General features: G+C 67.6%; 26 protein-coding genes. 8 read left to right on the forward strand and 18 right to left on the reverse strand.

What is annotated here, in order from left to right:
* Positions 1–19: 19 nt before the first annotated feature.
* From rraA to AB0876_RS09075, 8 genes are all read right to left on the reverse strand, one after another.
* The gene (gene rraA / locus AB0876_RS09040) at positions 20–505 is read right to left on the reverse strand and encodes a ribonuclease E activity regulator RraA (RefSeq protein ID WP_135361332.1); all 486 of its coding nucleotides are present in this window, start codon (positions 503–505) and stop codon (positions 20–22) included.
* Between the two features lie 20 nt (positions 506–525).
* Entirely contained in the window at positions 526–1,290 is a 765-nt protein-coding gene (locus tag AB0876_RS09045; RefSeq protein WP_526041777.1) for a MerR family transcriptional regulator, read from the reverse strand.
* Positions 1,291–1,334: 44 nt separating this feature from the next.
* Positions 1,335–1,898 carry a hypothetical protein gene (locus AB0876_RS09050; protein WP_526041778.1) on the reverse strand — a complete coding sequence of 188 codons (564 nt, stop codon included), beginning with the start codon at positions 1,896–1,898 and terminating at the stop codon, positions 1,335–1,337.
* 89 nt (positions 1,899–1,987) lie between these two features.
* Complete coding sequence (locus tag AB0876_RS09055; protein ID WP_526041779.1) at positions 1,988–2,842, reverse strand: CopD family protein; 855 nt, start codon at positions 2,840–2,842, stop codon at positions 1,988–1,990.
* On the reverse strand, positions 2,818–3,324 hold the full coding sequence (locus AB0876_RS09060) for a copper resistance CopC family protein (RefSeq protein ID WP_491839635.1): 507 nt from the start codon (positions 3,322–3,324) through the stop codon (positions 2,818–2,820). Before AB0876_RS09060 ends, AB0876_RS09055 begins: the two co-directional genes overlap by 25 nt.
* Positions 3,321–3,974 carry a YcnI family copper-binding membrane protein gene (locus tag AB0876_RS09065; RefSeq protein WP_491839636.1) on the reverse strand — a complete coding sequence of 218 codons (654 nt, stop codon included), beginning with the start codon at positions 3,972–3,974 and terminating at the stop codon, positions 3,321–3,323. The genes AB0876_RS09060 and AB0876_RS09065 overlap by 4 nt, the downstream gene beginning before the upstream one ends.
* A 34-nt stretch (positions 3,975–4,008) precedes the next feature.
* Positions 4,009–4,536 (reverse strand): hypothetical protein, encoded by a 528-nt coding sequence (locus AB0876_RS09070; RefSeq protein ID WP_491839637.1) that lies wholly within the window; start codon positions 4,534–4,536, stop codon positions 4,009–4,011.
* Between the two features lie 9 nt (positions 4,537–4,545).
* On the reverse strand, positions 4,546–5,202 hold the full coding sequence (locus tag AB0876_RS09075) for a DUF6474 family protein (RefSeq protein WP_491839711.1): 657 nt from the start codon (positions 5,200–5,202) through the stop codon (positions 4,546–4,548).
* 212 nt (positions 5,203–5,414) lie between these two features.
* On the opposite strand from AB0876_RS09075, the gene AB0876_RS09080 reads away from it, so the two are divergent.
* The 3 genes from AB0876_RS09080 to AB0876_RS09090 are packed head-to-tail and all read left to right on the forward strand — an operon-like array spanning position 5,415 to position 8,288.
* Positions 5,415–6,620, forward strand: coding sequence for a hypothetical protein (locus AB0876_RS09080; protein WP_526041780.1), 1,206 nt, complete (start codon positions 5,415–5,417; stop codon positions 6,618–6,620).
* Between the two features lie 37 nt (positions 6,621–6,657).
* Complete coding sequence (locus tag AB0876_RS09085) at positions 6,658–7,149, forward strand: ImmA/IrrE family metallo-endopeptidase (protein ID WP_135459462.1); 492 nt, start codon at positions 6,658–6,660, stop codon at positions 7,147–7,149.
* Positions 7,146–8,288 (forward strand): hypothetical protein, encoded by a 1,143-nt coding sequence (locus AB0876_RS09090; RefSeq protein WP_526041781.1) that lies wholly within the window; start codon positions 7,146–7,148, stop codon positions 8,286–8,288. Before AB0876_RS09085 ends, AB0876_RS09090 begins: the two co-directional genes overlap by 4 nt.
* A 79-nt stretch (positions 8,289–8,367) precedes the next feature.
* Here the strand turns inward: AB0876_RS09090 and AB0876_RS09095 are convergent, their stop codons facing one another.
* The 4 genes from AB0876_RS09095 to AB0876_RS09110 form a co-directional block, all read right to left on the reverse strand.
* On the reverse strand, positions 8,368–8,766 hold the full coding sequence (locus AB0876_RS09095) for a secretion protein EspR (protein ID WP_055120869.1): 399 nt from the start codon (positions 8,764–8,766) through the stop codon (positions 8,368–8,370).
* A gap of 890 nt (positions 8,767–9,656) precedes the next feature.
* Positions 9,657–10,193: a hypothetical protein gene (locus tag AB0876_RS09100; RefSeq protein WP_064884533.1), complete on the reverse strand. Its 537-nt coding sequence runs from the start codon at positions 10,191–10,193 to the stop codon at positions 9,657–9,659.
* A gap of 244 nt (positions 10,194–10,437) precedes the next feature.
* On the reverse strand, positions 10,438–11,061 hold the full coding sequence (locus tag AB0876_RS09105; RefSeq protein ID WP_003883955.1) for a superoxide dismutase: 624 nt from the start codon (positions 11,059–11,061) through the stop codon (positions 10,438–10,440).
* A gap of 165 nt (positions 11,062–11,226) precedes the next feature.
* On the reverse strand, positions 11,227–11,385 hold the full coding sequence (locus AB0876_RS09110) for a hypothetical protein (RefSeq protein ID WP_164681027.1): 159 nt from the start codon (positions 11,383–11,385) through the stop codon (positions 11,227–11,229).
* 425 nt (positions 11,386–11,810) lie between these two features.
* Here AB0876_RS09110 and AB0876_RS09115 point away from each other — a divergent pair, with 425 nt between their 5' ends.
* From AB0876_RS09115 to AB0876_RS09125, 3 genes are read left to right on the forward strand one after another with little or no spacing between them, the layout of a single operon-like run.
* Complete coding sequence (locus AB0876_RS09115) at positions 11,811–12,152, forward strand: rhodanese-like domain-containing protein (protein WP_491839640.1); 342 nt, start codon at positions 11,811–11,813, stop codon at positions 12,150–12,152.
* 41 nt (positions 12,153–12,193) lie between these two features.
* On the forward strand, positions 12,194–13,321 hold the full coding sequence (locus AB0876_RS09120) for a DUF4328 domain-containing protein (protein WP_526041782.1): 1,128 nt from the start codon (positions 12,194–12,196) through the stop codon (positions 13,319–13,321).
* A gap of 5 nt (positions 13,322–13,326) precedes the next feature.
* Positions 13,327–14,226 carry a glycerophosphodiester phosphodiesterase gene (locus AB0876_RS09125; protein ID WP_526041783.1) on the forward strand — a complete coding sequence of 300 codons (900 nt, stop codon included), beginning with the start codon at positions 13,327–13,329 and terminating at the stop codon, positions 14,224–14,226.
* Between the two features lie 13 nt (positions 14,227–14,239).
* Here the strand turns inward: AB0876_RS09125 and AB0876_RS09130 are convergent, their stop codons facing one another.
* The 4 genes from AB0876_RS09130 to AB0876_RS09145 form a co-directional block, all read right to left on the reverse strand.
* The gene (locus AB0876_RS09130; RefSeq protein ID WP_491839642.1) at positions 14,240–14,788 is read right to left on the reverse strand and encodes a ferritin; all 549 of its coding nucleotides are present in this window, start codon (positions 14,786–14,788) and stop codon (positions 14,240–14,242) included.
* Positions 14,789–14,937: 149 nt separating this feature from the next.
* On the reverse strand, positions 14,938–16,209 hold the full coding sequence (locus AB0876_RS09135) for an LCP family protein (protein ID WP_491839643.1): 1,272 nt from the start codon (positions 16,207–16,209) through the stop codon (positions 14,938–14,940).
* A gap of 25 nt (positions 16,210–16,234) precedes the next feature.
* Complete coding sequence (locus AB0876_RS09140) at positions 16,235–16,999, reverse strand: CPBP family intramembrane glutamic endopeptidase (RefSeq protein WP_491839644.1); 765 nt, start codon at positions 16,997–16,999, stop codon at positions 16,235–16,237.
* Positions 17,000–17,033: 34 nt separating this feature from the next.
* Positions 17,034–17,828, reverse strand: coding sequence for a DUF2470 domain-containing protein (locus AB0876_RS09145; RefSeq protein WP_491839645.1), 795 nt, complete (start codon positions 17,826–17,828; stop codon positions 17,034–17,036).
* A gap of 146 nt (positions 17,829–17,974) precedes the next feature.
* Between AB0876_RS09145 and pheA the strand changes: the two genes are divergently transcribed.
* On the forward strand, positions 17,975–18,919 hold the full coding sequence (gene pheA / locus AB0876_RS09150; protein WP_491839646.1) for a prephenate dehydratase: 945 nt from the start codon (positions 17,975–17,977) through the stop codon (positions 18,917–18,919).
* Positions 18,916–19,605, forward strand: a complete 690-nt coding sequence (locus tag AB0876_RS09155; protein ID WP_491839647.1) for a histidine phosphatase family protein — start codon at positions 18,916–18,918, stop codon at positions 19,603–19,605. The genes pheA and AB0876_RS09155 overlap by 4 nt, the downstream gene beginning before the upstream one ends.
* On the opposite strand, the gene AB0876_RS09160 is transcribed toward AB0876_RS09155, so the two are convergent.
* Complete coding sequence (locus AB0876_RS09160; RefSeq protein ID WP_491839648.1) at positions 19,602–19,802, reverse strand: hypothetical protein; 201 nt, start codon at positions 19,800–19,802, stop codon at positions 19,602–19,604. The genes AB0876_RS09155 and AB0876_RS09160 overlap by 4 nt on opposite strands.
* Before the next feature lie 49 nt (positions 19,803–19,851).
* Positions 19,852–20,202, reverse strand: coding sequence for a metallopeptidase family protein (locus AB0876_RS09165; protein WP_491839649.1), 351 nt, complete (start codon positions 20,200–20,202; stop codon positions 19,852–19,854).
* Positions 20,203–20,204 lie beyond the last annotated feature (2 nt).

Here is a 20,204-nt window from a genome sequence, read left to right on the forward strand (position 1 = left end):
TAGGGAGCGACGACGTGGCCTACTTGTCGTCTCCGACGACGACGATGCCGTCCTCGTCGGCGTAGGCGATCTCGCCCGGCACGAACGTCACGCCGCCGAAGCTGACCTCGACATCGCGCTCACCCTCGCCGGTCTTGGTGCCCTTGCGCGGGTTGGTGCCCAGCGCCTTGATCCCGACATCGATGGTGCGCAGCGCGGCGGCATCGCGTACCGCGCCGTGCACGATCACCCCGGACCAGCCGTTGTCGGCGGCCAACCCGGCGATGATGTCGCCGACCAGCGCGGTGTGCACCGACCCGTCGCCGTCGACCACAAGCACGCCGCCGTTACCCGGGGTGGACAGGATCGACTTCAGCAGGGCGTTGTCCTGGAAGCAGCGCACCGTGGTGATCGGCCCGGCGAACATGGTCCTGCCGCCGTAGTTCTGCAACTGCAGATCGCAGCTACGGACGTCGGGGTAGATCTCGTCGACCAGATCAGCGGTGGCGCGCGGTTCGATACTCACCCCGCGATTATCGCAGCCCGTCAGCGGCCGACACTTTGCACGATGATGTCGTGCACGAACTGGGCCAGCCCAGGCTCTGCATCGTCGTAGTAGCGGGTGAACCGCTCATCGGCCAGATACATCTGCGCCAGGCACACATGCATGTCGTCGCCGCAGTCATAAAACCGCGAAATGTTGGCGCGATGCCGTGCTGCCAGCTCGTCGGCCTGCGCCGAGCCCGGTTCGACCCCGGCGCGCTTACCCTCGACCAGGGCGTCGAGCAGCGCGTCGTTCTCGGCCTTGAACTCGATCCAGTCCTGCTTGGTCATCTGCGCGGTGCGTTGCCGGGACTGTTTCCATTCCTCGGTATCGGCCCAGCGCGCTTCGGCCTCCTCCGCGTGCTCGTCGAAAACGGCGCTGCCGAAGATCTCCACCTGCTCCTCGGCGGTCAGCTGAATTCCTCTGTTGTGGGCGCTCATCAATTCCTCCACTGCCTTGATGGTCTGCTGCAGCTGCTCGGCCTGATCGCACAGGACGCTGTGCTGGCGTTGCAGGTGGGCGAGCACGTCGGCATCCGGATCGTCGAGCAGGGACCGGATCTCATCCAGCGCTAGCCCCGCCGACCGGTACACCAGCACCAGGTGCAACCGCTCGATATCGGCGTCGGTGTAGCCGCGATAACCCGCCGCGGTACGCACGCTGGGCACCACGAGACCGATGTGGTCGTAGTGATGCAAAGTCCGCACCGAGATCTCCGTCAGCGCGGCCACCGCGCCGACGGATCTCACCTGCGGATCTGCGTGCATGAGGCCACTATCGACCCTGACGTCGCGTCAGGGTCAAGCTCAGGTCAGCTGTCCTCGGAATGCCGACGGCTGAGCACAACCAGGAGCAGGGCCAGTACGCCGACGGCCACCGCCGCGGCCAGTGGCAGCTTGGACGACGGGCTCTCGCTCAGTGCGGACGGCACCGGGCCCGACACCGGATTGGCGGCAGAGGTGACAGTCGACTTGGCTTGGGCGGCCGTCTCTTTGGCTGCCTTGGCGACATCCGGCAGAGGGATGACGGGCGCGGGCGCCGGTTCGGCCGGGGGCGGGGCGGGAGTAGCCGGGGCTGGGGCTGGAGCGGTAGGGGCCGGAGCCGCAGGCGGAGCGGGCGGGGCTTTCTTGGCCGGGGCCTTCTTCGCCGGAGCTTTCTTGGCGGCCTTGGCCGGAGCCTTCTTCGCCGGGGTTTTCTTGGCGGGGGCCTTCTTCGCAGCGGCCTTCTTGGCCGGCGGAGGACCGGGCTTGGGGGCCGGAGTGGGAGGGGCCGGAGTGGGCGGAGCAGGATCCGCGCCGGCCGCTGACGCGTCGGCCCCAGCCGACTCGGCCCCGGTTTCGGGCTTCTCGGCGGGTTGATCCTGCTGCTCTGCCATCTGGCTGCTCCTTTGCAGTGTCCGGTGTTCCGCGCGAGCGCGGTGGGTAGGGCCGGCAGTGTTTCCCATCATGCCAGGCGCCGCAGCGGTCAACCCGTGACGGCCAGAACCGCGGCGAGGGTGACCGCCACAGCCATGATGCCCAACTCCACCAACGAACGGTTCTGTGACAGTGCGGCGCTGCTGCGGTGGGCCCGCGCCGCGGGCAGCCAATTCGACCGGTTACGCCAGGCCAACACCAACAGGGCCGCGGTCACGACCACCTTGGCCGTCAACACCTGGCCGTAGGCGGTCGTCCACAGATCGGCAGGCGAGTTCAGCCTGATCGCCGCCCCGGCCACGCCGGCGACCAGCAGCACGCCCACGCACGACAGCGACAACTGCGAGAACTTCGGCAACACCCTCGCCCACTGACCCCGGTGCGTCACGGTGAGCACCAGCGCGGCGAGCACGCCGCACCACACCGCGGCAGCCAGTGCGTGCACCGCCACGGCCATTCCGCCGACCGGACTCTCCGAGAGATGCCCGGCCAGTGTCCTGGCCGCCACACCGACCGCTGCCAGACCGACTGTCGCGACCGTGGTCGTCGCACCGCGCGGGGCCAGGATCGCCACCGCGGCGACGATCAACGCGGCCGCCACACCGACCAGCCCTGAACGGCCCGCCGTCGTATGGAGCCCGAAGTCGGTCAGGGTGTGGACGCCGATCTGCCAGAACCCGACGCCCGCGGTCTGCGCCGCGTCCGCCGTCAGCCGTACGACCTCGGTCAACAGCCATACGGCCGCCACCAGCCCGAGCGGTCCCGCGGCTCGGCGACGCAATTCGGCGCGGTAACGGTCGGATTCGAGCAGTGGCACCGCGGCCAGGCCGAGGGTCACGATGGCGGCGCCGTCAGCCAGCGCCCGGATCAGCGCGCCGATCACCGCTGGCGCCGGACCGCCCACCAGGCTCCGCCGCCGATGAGTACGGCGGCGACCAGCACGAACGGCCACACCACGATGCCGCCGTCGGACTGCGCCGGCGTCGACGCGGCCGCGCCCGGCGTCCCCGATCCGGCCACCGTCAGGTCGAACGACCAGGAACCCGAAACGACGTGTCCGTCGGCCGAGGTCACCCGGTAGTTGACCGTGTACGTCCCGGCCGGGCCGAGCGGCCGGACCCCGACGCTGAGCACCGCGCCGGCCACCGTCGGATCGCCCTCGGACCACAGGTTGTTGTCGGGCCCGACGACCGTCATGTTGGCGAATGCGGGCTGCAGTGCCTCGTTGAACGTGGCGCTCACCCGCGGCGGCGAGCTGCTCAGCGCGGAATGTTCAGCCGGGTCGGTCGCGATCCGGGCCGCATGTGCGGACGCCGCGGGGGCTCCGAGCAGTGCGGACGCGGCCAGGATCAGTCCGCTCAGAAAGGCGGCCAGCAGGCGGCTCATGACCGGCGCCGGTTCAGCAGGGATGCGACCACCGCGGCCGCTGCCACGATCAACGCCCCGCCGGCCAGCCAGCGGGCGGAATTGTCGACGGTGCCTGCGGGCTGTGCGACGGCAGGAGCCGTCGGGCTGGGCGCCGGAGCGGCCTCGGTGCCGGTGAGTGCCAGCTGTGGAGCCGGATGTTCGGGCTCGCTGCCATCGGGCAGGGGCGGCTGATCCCAGCGGACCACCGAGCCGTCGGAGTAGGTCTGGGTGACGGGAAAGCTCGCGGTCGCCGCGTCGGGAAGCTTGACCGACACCCGGAACAGCGCGAACTGCTCGGATGAGATGCCCACCCCGGGCGCCGCCGTCCACGTCACCGTCCGGACCGTGCCCGCCGCGGTGTCACGGTCGAGCTTGGCGGCCCAGCCCGGCATCACCTCGGTGCGGGCCGAGGCCACGTTGGGCAGGTCGACCTTCAATTGTGTTGTCAGCGCACCGGTATCGGACTCGCCGGGAACCCGGAAGGTGAGTACCGAGGTGGTCCCCGGACTCGGATTGTCGGCGTCGACGTGGACATGGGCCCAGGCCGGTGCGGCGGTGAGTAGGCCGGTGACGGCTACCGCGGCGGTCGTGAGCAGGGCGCGCGAGGACGCCCCGGTGAAGGGTTGCATTGGTGTCTTTCTGAAATGGCTCGGGGTTGGATGGTCAGGCAGTGACGCCGACCGGCGGACCCCGATGCGACACCGAAGCGGCGAGGAGACGCGCGGAGTGCAACGGCTGATCGGCGCTGCGTGCCGTGCCGCCGGGCGCCGATCCGGGTACGACGCCGCCATTGCACACCATCACGCGGACCACCCGCGAAACCGCCGCCGACAGGCGCGCACCACACGCGATCAGACCCGCGCCCAGCGATACCGCTGCCAGGTGCGCGCCGAACATGGCCAGGCCGGGCTGCGCGCCGTGCGCGTGACCAGCCGTGGCCAACAACGCATGCGCCAGCAGTTGGCCGGTACCGAGCAGGCTCCACAGCACCGCGGTGCGGTTCGCGGCGGCCAGGGTCGCGGCCAACGCACCCAAGGTCACCGAGAGCACCAGGAGCTGGGCAGCCACGGCCCCGTCCGGCAGACCGCCCCCGGCGACGCCATGGGCGGCGATGGCCAGCGCAGCGGTGAGTGCGCCGACGGCCGTACCGCGCAGCGGGGCTGCGGTGTCGATACGGGCGGCGCCGGTCATGGAGCTGAGCTAGACCAGCCCGAGCCGAGCCATCAGATCGGCATCGATGCCGTCGAGCTGAGCGGCGATCGCCGCGTGGGCACCCCGGCGACGGGCGGTCGGCATGTTCTCTGCGGCCGTCACCGCTGCGGCCAAATCGGAGAGCCGCTCGTTGATCGCCGACACGAACTGCTTGGTCTCGGCGTCCTTGGGCTTCTTGTCGGCGACCTGTCGCAGCGTCTGCTCGGCCCCGGAAATCCGCGCGGACAACTCGGCGCCGTGCCCGGAGAACTGACCGAGCTGGGCCAGCGGAACGCCGAGACGATCAGCGCGACGTTCGTCCAGGGCGCCCCGGGCGGCCGTGGCGGCCCGGTAGATCAACGGCACGAGCACCGGTGCCAGCAAACGCGTGACGGTGAGGACACGGCGAATCCGCGCGGGGGAGAGCAGACGTCCCTCGCGGGCCGCCTTCAACTCGGTTTCGGCCACCTTGAGGGCATTGCGGTCACTGTCCCGCTGAGCTTTGACCTGAGCTTTGAGCGCCCGTTGCGCAGATTTTTGATCGGACTTGATGCGACGAGCCTCATTCTTTGCGGTGAGCCGGGCCTCCAGCTTGGCCTTGGCCTTGATGGCGCGGGCTTCGGCGCGGCGGGTGGCGCGGCTTTTTCGTCGCGTGAACAGGCCCATTCCGGTTGCCTCCCGGTCAATTCGTCGTGTGTTCGTGGTCACCGCAGAACTGCTGCAGACCCACAGTATCGTCCGGTGGATTTGCTCTGCTGCGGCTCCCCGCTCGTGGCCCGGGTAATCGCCTCAGCTAGCAAATTTGGCATGCCCGATTGTGCAAGAATCAGATTCATCAATCGAAGCTGTTGGGCGGTGCGCGAAAGGGTGGTGACATCGTGCGTTCGCGGTTGCGCGTCGCCGCCTCGACCGGTCTGGTGCTTACGGGCCTGATCACCGCCGGTGTCGGAGGGGCATTGGCATTTGCCGATCCCGATCGGGGTCGGCCCGATAGCGGCCAGGGATCCTCGAACAGCGCCGGCAATGGCCACGACGGGCACAGCGGTAAGGACCACGGCCAAGGCCATTCCCAGGACGGCGACTCCCAGGGCGAAGACGGCGACGGCAGCGGCTCGCCGGGCACGCGTCCGTCCCACAGCGGCACCCGGCCCACCGGCAAGCCGACCAAGACAACGGGCCGGCCGACCAAGCCAACCGGCAAACCGTCCGAATCCGGAGGGCCATCAGGGACCGCGCAACCGTCCGGCTCGCAGACCCCTCCGCAAACTGGGACCGACACCAAGACCCAGACTCCGACGAAGACCGACACCCCGAGCACGGAGCCGTCGGAGACCTCAGCCGAGCCGACCACGTCGGAGGCCACCACTCCGCCCACGACACCGCCGACGAGCGTGCCGACTTCGACGAGCGTGCCGACTTCGACGACCGAGACGACTTCGACGAGCGTGCCGACTTCCACGACCGAGTCGACGACCAAGACAACCGAACCGACCTCTGAGACGACCACGAAGACGACCGAGACCACCGAAACAACCGAGACCACCACGACCCTCGTCGGTGGTGCAGCCGGCGGCGGTGGTGGCGGCGGCGGAGGCGGTGTCCCGGCGCCGTTCAACTACCCGCGTCCCCCGGATATGTACGTCTCGGCAGGGCAGGCTCAGGCTCCCGACGTGGCCGTGCCACCCCCGCCCGGACTGGCCGCAGCGGCCGGGGTGCCGCCGATCGCCGTCCCGGTGATCGCCCTGCCGGTCATCGTGCCGCCGCTCGCAGTGCCGTTGGGTGCTCCGGGCTCTGATCGCGGGCCGCAGTCCGGGCCATGGTCGGGACCCGTCCAGCCCAGCATCAAGATGCGCACCGGGTCGCCGGCGCCCGCCGCTGTCGGGTTGGACGCCGCGATGCCCGTGGCCTTCCGGGCCGGGTACGCGGACTACCTACGCACCGCGAACACGATGGAACTCGCGGCAGTGGCGCTGCCCGGGGTGACCGGGATGATGGCCCTGACCGGCCTCGGTGGATTCGTGGGCTACCGGCAGGCCAAAGCCGGTCGTACGGTCCGAATCGATGCCAGTCGGTTCATGAGTTAGCACGACTTGGAAGAATCCAGGGTGGAAAGGGGGGATCATGTCCGCCAGTCGAAGCGTCACGCGCGCTGTCAACGAGGTTCTCGACCTCGCCCCGCGACAGGGTGAAGTCACGTTGACCCGTCTGGTCGATGCGGTGAGCGAAGATCGCGGCAGACCCATCGAGCTGACCATGGCCGAACTTCCGCCGGGGGTGTGCGGGCAGTGGCGGCAGTACACCGACCGCGACGTCTTCCTCATCCAGCAGGGTCTGCCGGCCTGGGACCGCACCCTGGCTCACGAACTCGGACATCTGGTCCTGGGCCACGAAGGCATTTCGATCGTCGACGCAGCCGCGGCCACCGCCGAGGTGGCCACCTCGGATCTGATCAGCTACATGCTCAACCAGCGGACCGGCTGTATGGGACCCAACGGCGAGGACATCGAGCAGGAGGCCGAGGACTTCGCCGCGCTCCTGCTCTACCGCCTCGGCCGGTTGCCGTCAGACCGCTCATCGATCGTGCAGGTCCGCCTCGGAGAGGCGTTTGGTTGATCGTCTGGGTGATCGCCGGCCTACTCGGTCTGGCTACTGGCCTGCGCATCGGTTGGGCTCTGGTCAACAAACAATCCCTGGTGAGCTCCGCGATGATCCTGTCGTTGGGCAGCCTCGGGGTCGTAGCCGCGCTGAACTGGGAGCCGCTCGCCCTGCTGATCGACACGGTGGTGCACTGGCCCAACGTCGCGGCCGGCCTGAGCCAGGTCGCGTTGATCGCCTGTGCGGCAGGCAGTTGCGTCATGATCACGACCGCGTCCTCGGGCCATTCAGCCACCCTCACTCGTCGTATCGCGCTGATCCAGTACGGCATCGCCGGTGTCGTCGCGGTGATCAGCCTGGTGATCTTCTTCGGCGCAGGCAGACAACCGGAGATGTCCCCGGCCGAGTACCTGCGGCGGGACCTCGGGTCCCACGGCGCGTCGTGGCTGCTGCCACTGCTCTACGTGTTCCTGGCGCTCACCCTGGTGGTCTGGGCCGGCCTGCGCTACTCGAACCGCAGCCGTCGCGGACGGGCGCTGTTCCTGTTCACCGTCGGCATGGTGCTGATCGTGGCTGCCAGCGGCTTCGTTCTACTCAGAGCCGTGGGCCGGACCGAACCTGTCGGCGTCGGCGCTGCGGCCACCCTTCTCGGTTGTGCGATGGTCATCGTGGCCGCCGGATCGCTGCTGCCGAGCGTTGAAGACTGGTTCGGTGCGCACCACGAATTACGGACAATCAAGCCGCTTCTGAACGAATTGGCCCGGCGCCAGCCCGATGTCGGCATCGGCGTGCGTCCGCGCGGACCGTTGGTGTTCCGCGTCGCCGAACGGATGTCGCTGATCTCCGATGCGCTCTACCTGGAGGCGACCGCCGCCGACGCGCGTCAGCATGAAACGATTGCGCCCCGTGGCTCAAGCGGATCGGGAGAGACAAGTGACACAACACAATTGGACGAGGTGGAGCGACCTGACGTGCCGCCGCGGGAGCAGGCTGGGGCCATCGCCCAGTGGATCTACGACACCCGCGAGGGGGACAAGGATTCCGGGTTTCCGGGGCTCGCCTGGTTGAGCCAGCCCGAATCGTATTCCGACCGGGAATGGATTCTCGCGATTTCCGAGCGGTACCGGGAAATGAACGGCGCGGCCACGCGCAGCTGAAACCCGCGCGAGTGGGAACCGAATGGGGCCCCACTGACGTGGGTTTCAGCGCGCGAAGGTGCCGGCCGAAACCGACGAATCAGTCGTCGAGGTGTTCCCGGCGGCGCAGTTCATCGACCTTCTGGACCAGATCCTGCTGAGCTTCGTTGGACAGCCCGACAGTACGGGCAGCGATCCGGCGGATCCCCTCGTCACGCATGCTGGCCAGCCAGGTCAGTTCCTTGTCGAGCTTCTCGTAGTACTCGTCGTCGGTGAAGTAAGCCGGCTTGATCCGGAAGAAGTTGGCAAGTGCGGCCATGGTTGCCTGCGACGGGTTTGTCCGGTTGCCCGAACGGAGCTGGGACAGGTACGGAGCCGACATGGTGACGCCCTCGGACTTCAGTGCGGCGATCACCTCGGCAGACGTGTGGGGTCCGCGCCCAGGTGGATAAACCGTATCGAACAGGCGGTTTAGGCGGGCGGCGAACGTCTTGCTCATCGATTTGACCTCCACATGCTTCATAAGCGGTACGAATTAGGCGGCGTATTTGCTGACCATCGTAGCGAGTGTTGTGACGACAACCAAGTGCAAACGCCACAAAAGTTAAACTGGCTTTGCGTTTTGACCCCTCGGCTGCGGATACCCGGAGCTTCGCCGTGAGGGGTGGGCGGGATTGCACCGTCTGGCAATGCAAAAGGTGACGGTTGCGTTGTATTGGGCGCGGTGAGCTGCGAGCACAGGGGTGCCCGATCGTGATCAACTTCTTGACCGGCAACCGATGCAGGGCCGTGACTAGCGGAAACAGATATTTGCTAGAGTACCGACCTCCGGTCGCGTCGGATTGCACGCGAGGCCGTTGTCGGGCGACGTGGAACACGTTACAGCTTGGGCGGTGGAATGCCCGTCAACCCCCTCGCGCGCGATAGCCAGACGGGTCTGACTGGATTCTGGCACTGATTCCGGAAGGTAGTTGCCGGGCGGAAACGGGCGGGGGTTTCCGTCGTCGCCAGACAATCACTGGCACAAATGCCGCAACGACCATGATTGCGGCGGGACGCCACGGCTATCTGGAGCTCATGTCGGGTCGCCGACATCGGCGATCCTGCTATGACGCTGACACCTGCGCCTGCGGACATGGCGACCTTTCGACACACCGCCGATACCTGCCGCTTGCGCGGCTCACCCATATACGGTCGAAGGTGTCGCCCACCGCATCGCAGGTTGTCGGCCGGGCTCAAGGCCAGCATGTCGACACGACGATTGCGGGGCTTCCGCCCTTCGCTGATCTAGAGGACCATAGCCGCTGTCCGGCCGACCCGCCAGGTTTCTTATCCATTTTCGGTAGCTGGATTCTCCTTGTTGGAGAAGATGTCCCGCTCCTGGTGTACCTACGCCGCCAACAGCATCGCCAGAATCGCCGTATCGGGGTGACTGATCGGATCGACACCGACCCTGCTGACCATCGATGTCACCGTGCCGTCGGATTCGGCTTCCACCCAGGCCGCGCGGTGTTCCAGTCCGAGATGTGGCAGGCCGGGCAGTAACACGCAGCCAGAAGCGGCGCCGGTGCACTCGGGAAGCGACGGTGTTGTCTCCGAGGGCGGATGCAGCATCAGCAGTGCCGGCGGTTGGTGCTCGGCGAAATATCCGGGCGGGACGGCGGATTCGCCGACTACCGGACCTTCGGCGATGACGATGCCGACGGTGCCGGGGCGGGGTGTCTCGGGCAATTCCTCCCGAACCCCGAAAATCGTTGTGGTGGAAAGTAATCCAGGTAGCGAGGCGACCCGGACAGTGACCATGAGAAGCTGCGCCCACTCCTTGGTGGAATCGGGCCATCGGCCCAGCACCACAAACCCTTTGAGTGCACCACCGGAATGGAAGGGGGCGATCTCAATCGCCCGGCCGGACCCCGTCGTATCCATATCGCCTCCGGGACATCGGTGTTGGCTCGCCGGCTGGCCGGTACTCCGACACGTCTGTGGGTCGATGACATCAGAATGCGGCAGCAACCCGAGCGGTGCAAGGCGACACGGGATCCGGACCGGTAACGAGTCGGCCAAGAACGACCGACCCCCGAAACGAGGGCGGGGCGTCACGCAATTTGCGTGACGCCCCTTGGTGAGAGATCAGAAAACCGATCCAGCCCTCAGTCGAACGAGACGGGAGCTAGCCGAAGATCAGGCCGTTGGTCTTGGAGGTGGCCGCCGCGTAGCGGTTCTGCACGTCCTCCCAGTTCACAACGTTCCAGAACGCCTTGACGTAGTCGGCCTTGACGTTCTTGTACTGCAGGTAGAAAGCGTGCTCCCACATGTCGACCTGCAGCAGCGGGATGATGCCGAGCGGCACGTTGGCCTGCTGGTCGTAGAGCTGGAAGGTCAGCAGCCGGTCGCCCAGGCTGTCATAGCCGAGCACGGCCCAACCCGAACCCTGCAGCCCGTTGGCGGCGGCGGTGAACTGCGCCTGGAACTTGTCGAACGAGCCGAACTGATCGTCGATCGCCGCGGCAAGGTCACCCGTCGGCTTGTCGCCACCGTTGGGGGACAGGTTCTTCCACCAGATCGAGTGGTTCACGTGGCCGCCGAGGTGGAAGGCCAGGTTCTTCTCGTTGAGGAAAATCGCCGCGTGGTCTCCGTTGGCCCGCGCCTCGTCGAGCTTGGCGACGGCGTCGTTGACGCCCTTGACGTACGCCGCGTGGTGCTTGCTGTGGTGGAGTTCGTTGATCTGCCCGGAGATGTGGGGCTCCAGCGCTCCATAGTCGTAATCCAGGTCCGGCAAGGTGTATTCAGCCACGAGATTCCTTCCTCATTATCGATCGATGGAGCCAGGCGTTCGTCAGAGATCGTCGAGTTCGAGCCTCAAGGTTCGACACTCAAGATCACCGCCAACATTGCTCCATCGCAGGGCGCACCGCAAGGACGCGTGCGCCGACCACACGTATACCCGATCGGGCGTCGGTCAGAACAAGACGATGACGGCCAGCACGCCGAGCAGCAGCACGGCGATCACGCTGGCCCGAAGGAAGGACATCAACTGGTTACGGGTGTGCAGATGCCCAGACGAATGCCATTCGGGCTGCGGAAGGGCTGATCCCGATCCGATCGGATGTGACGCCATCAACAACTCCTGACCTGCACGATCAATGCTTGCCCCCCAGTGAGTTCTGTCACAACAGCTGGTGTGACGCCGATCATAGCCCGTGTAATGGCCAGGGGAAAATCGGCCTCCGCGTCGATTTAGGGGGGCCTGGAATCAGGCTGATCCCAAACCGGACCGGTCGGTGCCGGCGACCGAGGTTTAGCCGAGTGCTTAATTTCGCTCCGCGGCGGTGGTGGTTGTTGATCGCTGCCGTGAACCCCCCAGGTTTATCCACAGTGACGGCCAGCTACCGCACAGTAACTCCCATTTCGGGGGCTTTTCTCCAGGTGCCCGCCCTGTGGATGAACCTGTGGAAACTGTGGATAGCTTTCCGGTTGCTAACGCCGCGACCAGCCATCGGGGGCGGCTGCGCTCACCGGTGTCGGCATGCGAGCATTGACGGCATGGACGATGTGGAAGTCGGGCAGGCAGATATCGCTGCGGTACCCACCACGTTCGAAGGGGCTGTCGTGCTGCTGGACGTCCGTGAGGACGACGAATGGCAACGCGGCCACGCCGAAGGAGCCCAGCACATACCGATGGGTGATGTGCCGACACGAATCGCCGAGATCGACCCGGACGCCGAGCTGTACGTGATCTGCCATGCGGGCGGACGCTCCCTGCGGGTGGCGAACTATCTGGCCCGCAACGGGTACACGCCGGTCAATGTCGAGGGCGGAATGTTGGCGTGGGCCGGGGCCGGACGTCCCGTCGTCACCGACGCCGGTGGCCCGGGAACCGTCTGACCGCCAAGGACCTGTTCAGAGATCGTGGCTAGGCTGGTCGGATGATCCAGGTGTGTTCGCAGTGCGGGACGCGCTGGAACGTGCGTGACCGGCAGCGGTCGTGGTGCCCCCGATGCGGCGGGTCGTTGATGGCGCCCTCGGCGCCGTCGTCGTCCCAATCTCAGTGGGGACCTTCCGCGCAGCCTCCGGCGCCGGCACAGACATCGCTGACGGCGCAACGCACTCCGCCGCACCTCGCCCCCGGCTATCGCTGGATCGCCCTGCGTCCCGGCCCTCCGCCGCACCAGCGCAGGCAGCGGCGCGCGCTCGGCCCGACTCCGCACTACCGCTCGATTCCGAGTTGGGGGCTGCACCAACAGTTCGATCTCGAGGAACAGCCGCAGAAAACCGAGGGCGAGACCGACGCAGGCACCGTGCGCCTCATGCTCGTCGCAGCCATGGTGGTGCTCGGAATCGCCGCGTTCGCCCACGTGATTCGTTACGTGCTGCTGCTGATCAACCGCAGCGTGCTGCTGCATCCGCTGATCGCGATCGGCGGAGTGGCCATCGGGCTGCTGGCCAGCGTGGTGGCGATGGGCGTCGTGGTCGTCGCGGTGGTGTCGCTGGTGCGTTGGCTGATCACGCGGCGAGCCGCCGGGTACGCCGCACACGGTGAGGTGGATCCGCGCAGCACCAGGACACTGTGGCTGTGCTGCCTGGTGCCCGGGGTGAACCTCGTGATGGCACCGGTGTTCGTGTGGGAACTGGCCGCCCTCGAAGGGCGCCTCTCGCATCTGCGTCGCCAGATCGTGGTGTGGTGGATCGTCTGGGTGTTCAGCGCGGTCGTCGCGCTCGCGTCGATGGTCAGCACCGTGTACGTGACGTTCTTCAACGACACCCCGCAGAACATCGCGAACAACACCGTGACCGCGATCGTCGGGTATCTGCTGGCGCTGGCGGCATTCCTGCTGACCGCGAAGGTGTTCGTCGGGTTCGAGGGCAGCGGTGCGGCGGCTGCTGTGCGCAGCGTCCGGCGCTGGGTGGTGCTCGAGCCCGAATCTTCTGATCCGACACCCACTTCCGACCCGCCCCCGGTCGACACCGAGGCGGCGGACAGTTCGCAGAATCGTGAGGATTCCGCTGAATCCGCCGTTCCGGTTGAGACTCAGGGGCAGAACCCGGCAGCATAGGCCGTATGGAAACGGGCGACGGCGGAGCCGCTGCGCAGGCGACCCCGGGGCCTGGGCATCCGTTCGTGGTGGCCCACCGGGGAGCGTCCGCCGAGAAGCCCGAACACACGCTCGCCGCATACGACCTGGCGCTGCGCGAGGGTGCCGACGGCGTGGAATGCGATGTGCGGCTGACCCGCGACGGGCACCTGGTGTGCGTGCACGATCGCCGGGTGGACCGCACCTCCACGGGCACCGGTCTGGTCAGCGAGATGACGCTGGCCGAGTTGCGCAAGCTGGACTACGGGTCGTGGCATGCCGGCGGGCGCTCCGAGGGCGGTGAAGGTTCAGCCGACGCCGACGCCGACTCCGACGACGCAGGCGACGAGGGCGCCATCGGAGACACCGGACTGCTGACCCTCGACGACCTCGTATCGCTGGTGCTCGACTGGAACCGGCCGGTCAAGTTGTTCATCGAGACCAAACACCCCGTGCGCTACGGCGCGCTGGTGGAGAACAAGGTGCTGGCGCTGTTGCACCGGTACGGCATCGCCGCGCCGGCCTCGGCCGATCTGTCCCGCGCGGTGGTGATGTCCTTCTCGGCGGCTGCGGTGTGGCGGATTCGCCGGGCCGCTCCGATGCTCCCCACGGTGCTGCTCGGTGAGACGTCGCGGTATCTGGGCGGCAGTGCCGCCACCACGGTCGGGGCCACCGCCGTCGGCCCGTCCATCGCAACATTGCGCGAGCACCCGGAACTGGTCGACCGGGCCGCCGCCCAGGGGCGTGCCCTGTACTGCTGGACCGTCGACCACTACGAGGATGTCCAGTTCTGCCGCGACATCGGGGTGGGGTGGGTGGCCACGAATCATCCCGGCCGCACCAAGAGCTGGCTGCAGAACGGCCTGACCGGCGCCGGCCGGGACTGACGGGATCTGAGGGCTAGAGGTTGCCGCCCGCGGCCTTCGGCGCCGCCGCGTCCGCACCGGCTGCACCGGCGAGTTCCCGGGCGACGAAGTCCTCGATGTGGAACAGATTGGAACCGGCGCGGTCGGCGATCCGCACCAGCGTCGCCATCGACGCGACCTCTTCGATCTGCTCCTTGAGGAACCACTGCATGAACTGCTCGCCGAGGTAGTCACCCTCCTCGCGGGCAACGCTGGCGAGCCGGCTGATCTGCTCGGTGACGGTGCGCTCCTGGCTGAGCGCCAGCGCGAGCGCGTCCCGGGGAGCGTCGAAGCGGTTGCACACCGCATCGACACCGGGGATCTCGGCGTCGATATCCCGGTCGAGCAGGTACTGGACCAGCATCATGGCGTGGTTGCGCTCTTCGACCGCCTGCGCATAGAAGTGCTTGGCGAGCTGCGGAAGGTCCGCGCCGTCGAAATAAACCGCAATTGCGATGTATTGCTGTGACGCGGTGAACTCGCTACGGATCTGGTCCTGAACAAGTGCGTGAAATTTCGTGTCGTGTTCGCCGGTCATCGTCATGATCGCGAGGATATAGCAGGTCAGAACCCATTGTCATCGAAGGTTGACCTCATTGAGGTCAGCTTTACCTTAGTTGGAGGGTGGCGGTGTGGCGCGCATTACATTAGCTGTAGCGAATTTGCTATCGCCGTTTTTAGCTTTGCCTAAGCTCAAGGTTGGGGTTTCTCGACCACATCGTCCGGAACGGCGGTGTCGTTGGCCAGTGCGGTGAACAGTCTGCTCGCCGCGTCGCTGTCCCACACCACCACCGCACCCGAATCGCTGCCGGTGAATTCGCCGATCGGCACCGTCGTCGTCACCATGTCGCCGTGCATCGCCCAGCCCAGCCGGCCCAGATCCCAGACGCGGGCGTCCTGGTCGACGGCCACCGAGTTGGTGGCCGCGCGGGCCATCGGCTGCCACCGCAGCGGGTTGAGCAGCACCTCCGGACTGGTGGCCCGGTGCAGCAATGCGGACATGAACGCCCGCTGATGGATCATCCGGTCCAGATCAGCGCGCGGCGTGGCGCGGCTGCGGACGTAACCGAGCGCGTTGCGGCCGTCGAACTCCTGGCAACCCGCCGGAAGGTCGATCCCGGCCAGCGGGTCGCTGATCGGTTCGGCCGGGCACATCGTCACCCCGCCGACGGCATCGACGAGCCCGGCGAATCCGTCGAAACCGATCTCTGCGTAATGGTCGAGGCGCAGGCCGGTTGCCTGCTCGACCGTCTGCGCCAGCAGCGGCGCCCCGCCCAGTGAGAACGCGGCGTTGACCTTGTCCTCGCCGTAGCCCGGGATCGGCAGGTAGGAATCCCGGGGGATCGAGACCATGGTGGCCGGTGTGTCCGAGCCGATCCCGGGAATGTGCACCAACAGGATCGTGTCGGTGCGGCCGTTGCCGATGTCCCCGCCGGTGGCCAGGTCGGCCTGCTGCTCGGGGCTGAGGTTCTGGCGGCTGTCCGATCCGACCAGCAGCCAGGTGGTGCCGTGCGCCGCCCCAGGCCGCTCGGGATAGTCGGCCAGCGCCGGAATCCGGTGCAGTGACGAGTCGATCCACACACCGCCGCCGATCAGCGCTAGCACGCCGACGAGCAGCACCACGAACACCAGACGGCCCCAGTGGCGTCGCCGGCGGGGCTTGCGCACCGGTGCGGGCGCGGGCGGCGGCGCGGCCGTGGTCCGGGGCGGGTGCGAACCTCGGGGTGGGCGGGGTGGAGGCGGCGGCGCCGACCTGGGCGGGGGTTGCCGCGGCGGGGGTTGCCTGGGTGGGGGCTGTCTGGGTGGCGGCGGCGTTCGTGGTGGCGTGGGCGGATTCGGCGGCCATGCCGGGCGGTAGTTCGGGTCGCGACGGATCACCTGGGACGGCTCGTTGCCGCGGCGGCGCGGTCCAGGACGCCGCGATCGCGGGTCGCGAGGTCCGCCCGAGGCAGTGAAGTCGTCCACAGCAAAAATGTACGTGCCGCAGGCGTCAATGCAGCCAACTGAGATGATCCGCCACCAGCGCGTAGCCGACGAACGCCACCGCGTCGATCAGAGTGTGCGCGATGATCAGCGGCCACAGCCGCCCGGTGCGCTGCCACGCGTAGCCGAACACCAGACCCATGACCACATTGCCCAGGCCCGCGCTGTAGCCCTGGTACAGGTGATAGGCGCCGCGTAGCAGGCTGGAGATGATCAGCGCCCGTCCCGGACTCACGTCGAGTTGACGCAGCCGGGTGAGCAGGAACCCCACCACGATGATCTCTTCGGCCCACCCGTTGGCGAACGCCACACCGAGCAGCATCGGGATGCGCCACCACGTGTCATACAACTCGGCCGGTTCCACGTCGGCGCTCAGGCCCAGCGCGCGGGCCAGCACGTAGAACGCCAACCCGGGCAGGCCGATGAGCAGGGCCAGGCCGAGTCCGCCTAATCCGTCGCCGCGCCACTGCGGGCGGGACAGACCGATCTTGGCCGGCCCGAAACCGCTGCGCCACAACAGGTAAAGGGCCAGCGCGCCCCAGGCCAGCAGCTGCAGGATCACGGCCAGGTGCAGGCCGAGGTCGATCAGGTCGAACGGGGAGCGCTTCGGGTTGAGCGCGACGGTCTGCCCAGACAGTCCGAGGAGTACGGCCTCGATGAGCCGTAGGCCCGCGGTGTAGGCGCTGAGCCCGAAGGTCACCGCGAGCACGACGGCGATCTCGATCTTGAGCGTGCGGCGTTGCGGCTCGAGTTGCTCGTGGGGCCCGGTCACCGAAGCTACGGTAGCGGCGCCCAGGCCGTGCGGGTCAGATCCGGCGCGCGCGCAGGCCGTTGAGGAATGGGCAGCCCATCAATATCCGGATGGCCTGGCTCAGGCCGGTGACGTCGTCGACCGGCTTGGGGAACGGCAACCGGACGTCGTGGTCGCCGTGTTCGTTCTCCACCCGCAGTTGCACGCCGTAGCGGTCCAGGCCCAGCGGTCGGACCCGCCCCGTGCGCAGTGTCATCGGCAACCGGGTGGCCAGGCGTTCCACCACATCGCGGTGTGCGGACTCCATATGCTGCAGCCACCCGGATTCCATCGCGCAGAACGGGTCGGGCCGCGCCTGCAGCAGTGCTCCGAGTCCGACCGACTCGGCGCCGGTGGCGTCGGCCACGACCACGGACTCGATCTCCAGGCGCATCAGGGTGTGGTTGTCGTCGTCGTGGGCGTCGTTCGGCTGGGGCCTGGAATTCACCTGCAGCAGAGCCGGATTCGGGTTCTCGGCGGCGACCAGGTCGAGCAGGGCCGGGACCGCGTCGGTCGGCACGTGCTGCAGGCGGCCGCGGATCCACACCAGGGAGCGCACCGGTTCGCGCAGTGGGAGCGGCGCGTAGTCGGTCATCTCCAGCACGGCCTGCACCCCTGCCGAGCCGGCGGCCATCGCCATGCCGGCCAACGGGCCGGTCTCGGGGACGGTGATCGCGAACGAGCCGTCGTCGAGCAGGTGATGAACGGGTGAGGCGACGGGTTCGATGCCCTCGACCGCGACCATGGCGCCGCCGCCCCGTGCACATGCGCTGCGGATCCGCTCGGCTGTCGTCGGTGTCGCTATGGCCATCTCGCCGCCTTCGAAACTAGGTGAGGAACTTAGGTGAGGTAAGCCTAACTTAACTGGGAGGTGCCCGGCGGGCAAGGCTTCCGGTGAAACGCCCGGCTGGGCGTCATCAACCCATGACGCCGACGCCGACCCGATAGGGTTGGGATGTGCCGCGCATCGCCTACCTCGGGCCCGAGGGGACCTTCACCGAAGTGGCGTTACTGCAGATGGTGGCCCATGAGATGGTGCCCGGACTGGCCCCGGCATCCGTCGACGACAGGGCCCGCTTCACCCCGGTTCTGACCGACAGCACCCCGGGCGCGCTGGCTGCGGTGCGCGACGGCCGGGCCGATTACGCGTGCGTGCCGATCGAGAACTCGATCGAGGGGTCCGTGCTGCCGACCCTGGACAGCCTCGCGGTCGGGAAGCCGCTGCAGATCTACGCCGAGCTGACTCTCGACGTCGCGTTCACCATCGTGACCCGGCCCGGGCACAGCGGGCCCGTGCAGACCGTCGCGGCCTTCCCGGTGGCGCTGGCGCAGGTGCGTCGGTGGCTGGCCGCCAACCTGCCCGATGCCGACATCGTCCCGGCTACGTCCAATGCCGCCGCCGCCCACGAGGTGGCCGAGGGCCGGGCCCACGCCGGGGTGAGCACACGGTTGGCCGCCGAGCGCTGCGGCCTGGACATCCTCGCCGCCGACGTGGTCGACGAGGCCAACGCACGCACCCGCTTCGTCCTGGCCGGCCCGCCCGGCGCGCCGCCGGCAGCCACCGGCGCCGATCGCACTTCGGTGGTCCTTCGGCTGGACAACACCCCGGGCGCGCTGGTCACGGCGATGACCGAATTCTCGATCCGCGACATCGACCTGACCCGGATCGAATCCCGGCCCACCCGAACCGAGCTGGGCACCTACATGTTCTTCCTGGACTGTGTCGGACACATCGACGACGATCCGGTGGCCGAGGCACTCAAAGCGCTCTATCGACGTTGTACCGATGTGCGATATCTAGGTTCCTGGCCGACCGGGGCGAGCGCGGGTGCACCCCCGCCGCGCCTGGATGAGGCCTCACGGTGGTTGGCGGGCTTACGCGAGGGAGCGGACGACTCATGAGCGGACGGCTGATCCTCGTCCGTCACGGACAGTCCCACGGCAATGTCGCCCGGCGTCTGGACACGGTGCCACCCGGAGCCGACCTGACTGATCTCGGCCATGAGCAGGCTCGGAGATTCGCCGGAACGCTGAACCAGCGCCCGTCGATCCTGGCTCATTCGATCGCCCGGCGGGCAGCACAGACCGCCGCCGGTATCGGTGTCGAAACCGGGCTTGTCCCATTCGAATTCGATGGGGTCCATGAAGTTCAGGTAGGTGAGCTCGAGGACCGTAGCGACGATGACGCCGTCGCCGAGTTCAACCGGATCTACGAGCGCTGGCACCGGGGCGAACTGGACGTGCCGATGCCCGGGGGCGAGAGCGCCGAGGCGGTGCTGGCCCGGTACGTGCCCGTGCTCACCGAGCTGCGGCTCCGCTACCTGGACGACCACGACTTCGAGAGCGACATCGTGCTGGTGAGCCATGGCGCGGCCATCCGCCTGGTGGCCGCCGTGCTGGCCGGCGTCGACGGCAGCTTCGCCCTCGATCATCATCTGGCCAACACCGAATCGGTGGTGCTGGCACCGATCACCGACGGACGCTGGAGCTGCGTTCAGTGGGCGGCCGTGACACCGCCCTTCTACCCGGAGCCCCACGCCACGCCGGTCATCGACGCGGTGAAGTCCGAAACCGACCCGATGGGTTAACCGGCTCGCCGGATCGACTGTGCACTGTCTTGTGCACACGGGCAGCCAACCGACTCACAGTCGAGGCTGAACGTATGCGCTGCTTCCGGGGTGGTGCAGGTGTCGTCGGTGCATTCCACGCGGTACCGGACGTGGTGGATCAGGGTGCCGTGGCAATGCTCCAGACCGGCTGCGCACTCCCGGCACTGGATCGTCATAGCCCGTTGATAGCACTGCGGGCTGACAAAACCCGGTTGCCGCGCGGGCTCATCCCCAGCCCAGTTCGTGCAGCCGCTCGTCATCGATCCCGAAGTGGTGTGCGATCTCGTGGATCACGGTGATGGCCACCTCGTCGACCACATCGGCCTCGCTGTCACAGAAATCCAGCAGGGCCCCGCGGTAGATCGTGATGGTGTCCGGCAATGAGCCGGCGTACCAGGAATCCCGCTCGGTCAGCGCGACGCCCTGGTACAGGCCCAGGATCTCGGGCTCCTCGGGATCGCGGTCCTCCACCAGGATCACGACGTTGTCGATCGCGGCCGTCAACCGCGGAGGGATCAGGTCGAGCGCATCGGATACCAACTCGTCGAACCGCTGCGAGCTCATCCGCACCGGCACGG

The organism is Mycobacterium sp. NPDC049093, assembly GCF_040704635.1.
Classification (GTDB): Bacteria; Actinomycetota; Actinomycetes; order Mycobacteriales; family Mycobacteriaceae; genus Mycobacterium.

What these genes read in the sequence shown, in the direction of transcription:
- AB0876_RS09100 (WP_064884533.1), bottom strand. Translation starts at nt 10,193, where the DNA reads ATGGATACGACGGGGTCCGGCCGGGCGATTGAGATCGCCCCCTTCCAT.
- AB0876_RS09065 (WP_491839636.1), bottom strand. Translation starts at nt 3,974, where the DNA reads ATGCAACCCTTCACCGGGGCGTCCTCGCGCGCCCTGCTCACGACCGCC.
- AB0876_RS09155 (WP_491839647.1), top strand. Translation starts at nt 18,916, where the DNA reads ATGAGCGGACGGCTGATCCTCGTCCGTCACGGACAGTCCCACGGCAAT.
- AB0876_RS09110 (WP_164681027.1), bottom strand. Translation starts at nt 11,385, where the DNA reads ATGGCGTCACATCCGATCGGATCGGGATCAGCCCTTCCGCAGCCCGAA.
- AB0876_RS09125 (WP_526041783.1), top strand. Translation starts at nt 13,327, where the DNA reads ATGGAAACGGGCGACGGCGGAGCCGCTGCGCAGGCGACCCCGGGGCCT.
- AB0876_RS09085 (WP_135459462.1), top strand. Translation starts at nt 6,658, where the DNA reads ATGTCCGCCAGTCGAAGCGTCACGCGCGCTGTCAACGAGGTTCTCGAC.
- AB0876_RS09045 (WP_526041777.1), bottom strand. Translation starts at nt 1,290, where the DNA reads ATGCACGCAGATCCGCAGGTGAGATCCGTCGGCGCGGTGGCCGCGCTG.
- AB0876_RS09160 (WP_491839648.1), bottom strand. Translation starts at nt 19,802, where the DNA reads ATGACGATCCAGTGCCGGGAGTGCGCAGCCGGTCTGGAGCATTGCCAC.
- AB0876_RS09115 (WP_491839640.1), top strand. Translation starts at nt 11,811, where the DNA reads ATGGACGATGTGGAAGTCGGGCAGGCAGATATCGCTGCGGTACCCACC.
- AB0876_RS09130 (WP_491839642.1), bottom strand. Translation starts at nt 14,788, where the DNA reads ATGACGATGACCGGCGAACACGACACGAAATTTCACGCACTTGTTCAG.
- AB0876_RS09145 (WP_491839645.1), bottom strand. Translation starts at nt 17,828, where the DNA reads ATGGCCATAGCGACACCGACGACAGCCGAGCGGATCCGCAGCGCATGT.
- AB0876_RS09070 (WP_491839637.1), bottom strand. Translation starts at nt 4,536, where the DNA reads ATGACCGGCGCCGCCCGTATCGACACCGCAGCCCCGCTGCGCGGTACG.
- AB0876_RS09095 (WP_055120869.1), bottom strand. Translation starts at nt 8,766, where the DNA reads ATGAGCAAGACGTTCGCCGCCCGCCTAAACCGCCTGTTCGATACGGTT.
- AB0876_RS09050 (WP_526041778.1), bottom strand. Translation starts at nt 1,898, where the DNA reads ATGGCAGAGCAGCAGGATCAACCCGCCGAGAAGCCCGAAACCGGGGCC.
- AB0876_RS09075 (WP_491839711.1), bottom strand. Translation starts at nt 5,202, where the DNA reads ATGGGCCTGTTCACGCGACGAAAAAGCCGCGCCACCCGCCGCGCCGAA.
- AB0876_RS09060 (WP_491839635.1), bottom strand. Translation starts at nt 3,324, where the DNA reads ATGAGCCGCCTGCTGGCCGCCTTTCTGAGCGGACTGATCCTGGCCGCG.
- AB0876_RS09120 (WP_526041782.1), top strand. Translation starts at nt 12,194, where the DNA reads ATGATCCAGGTGTGTTCGCAGTGCGGGACGCGCTGGAACGTGCGTGAC.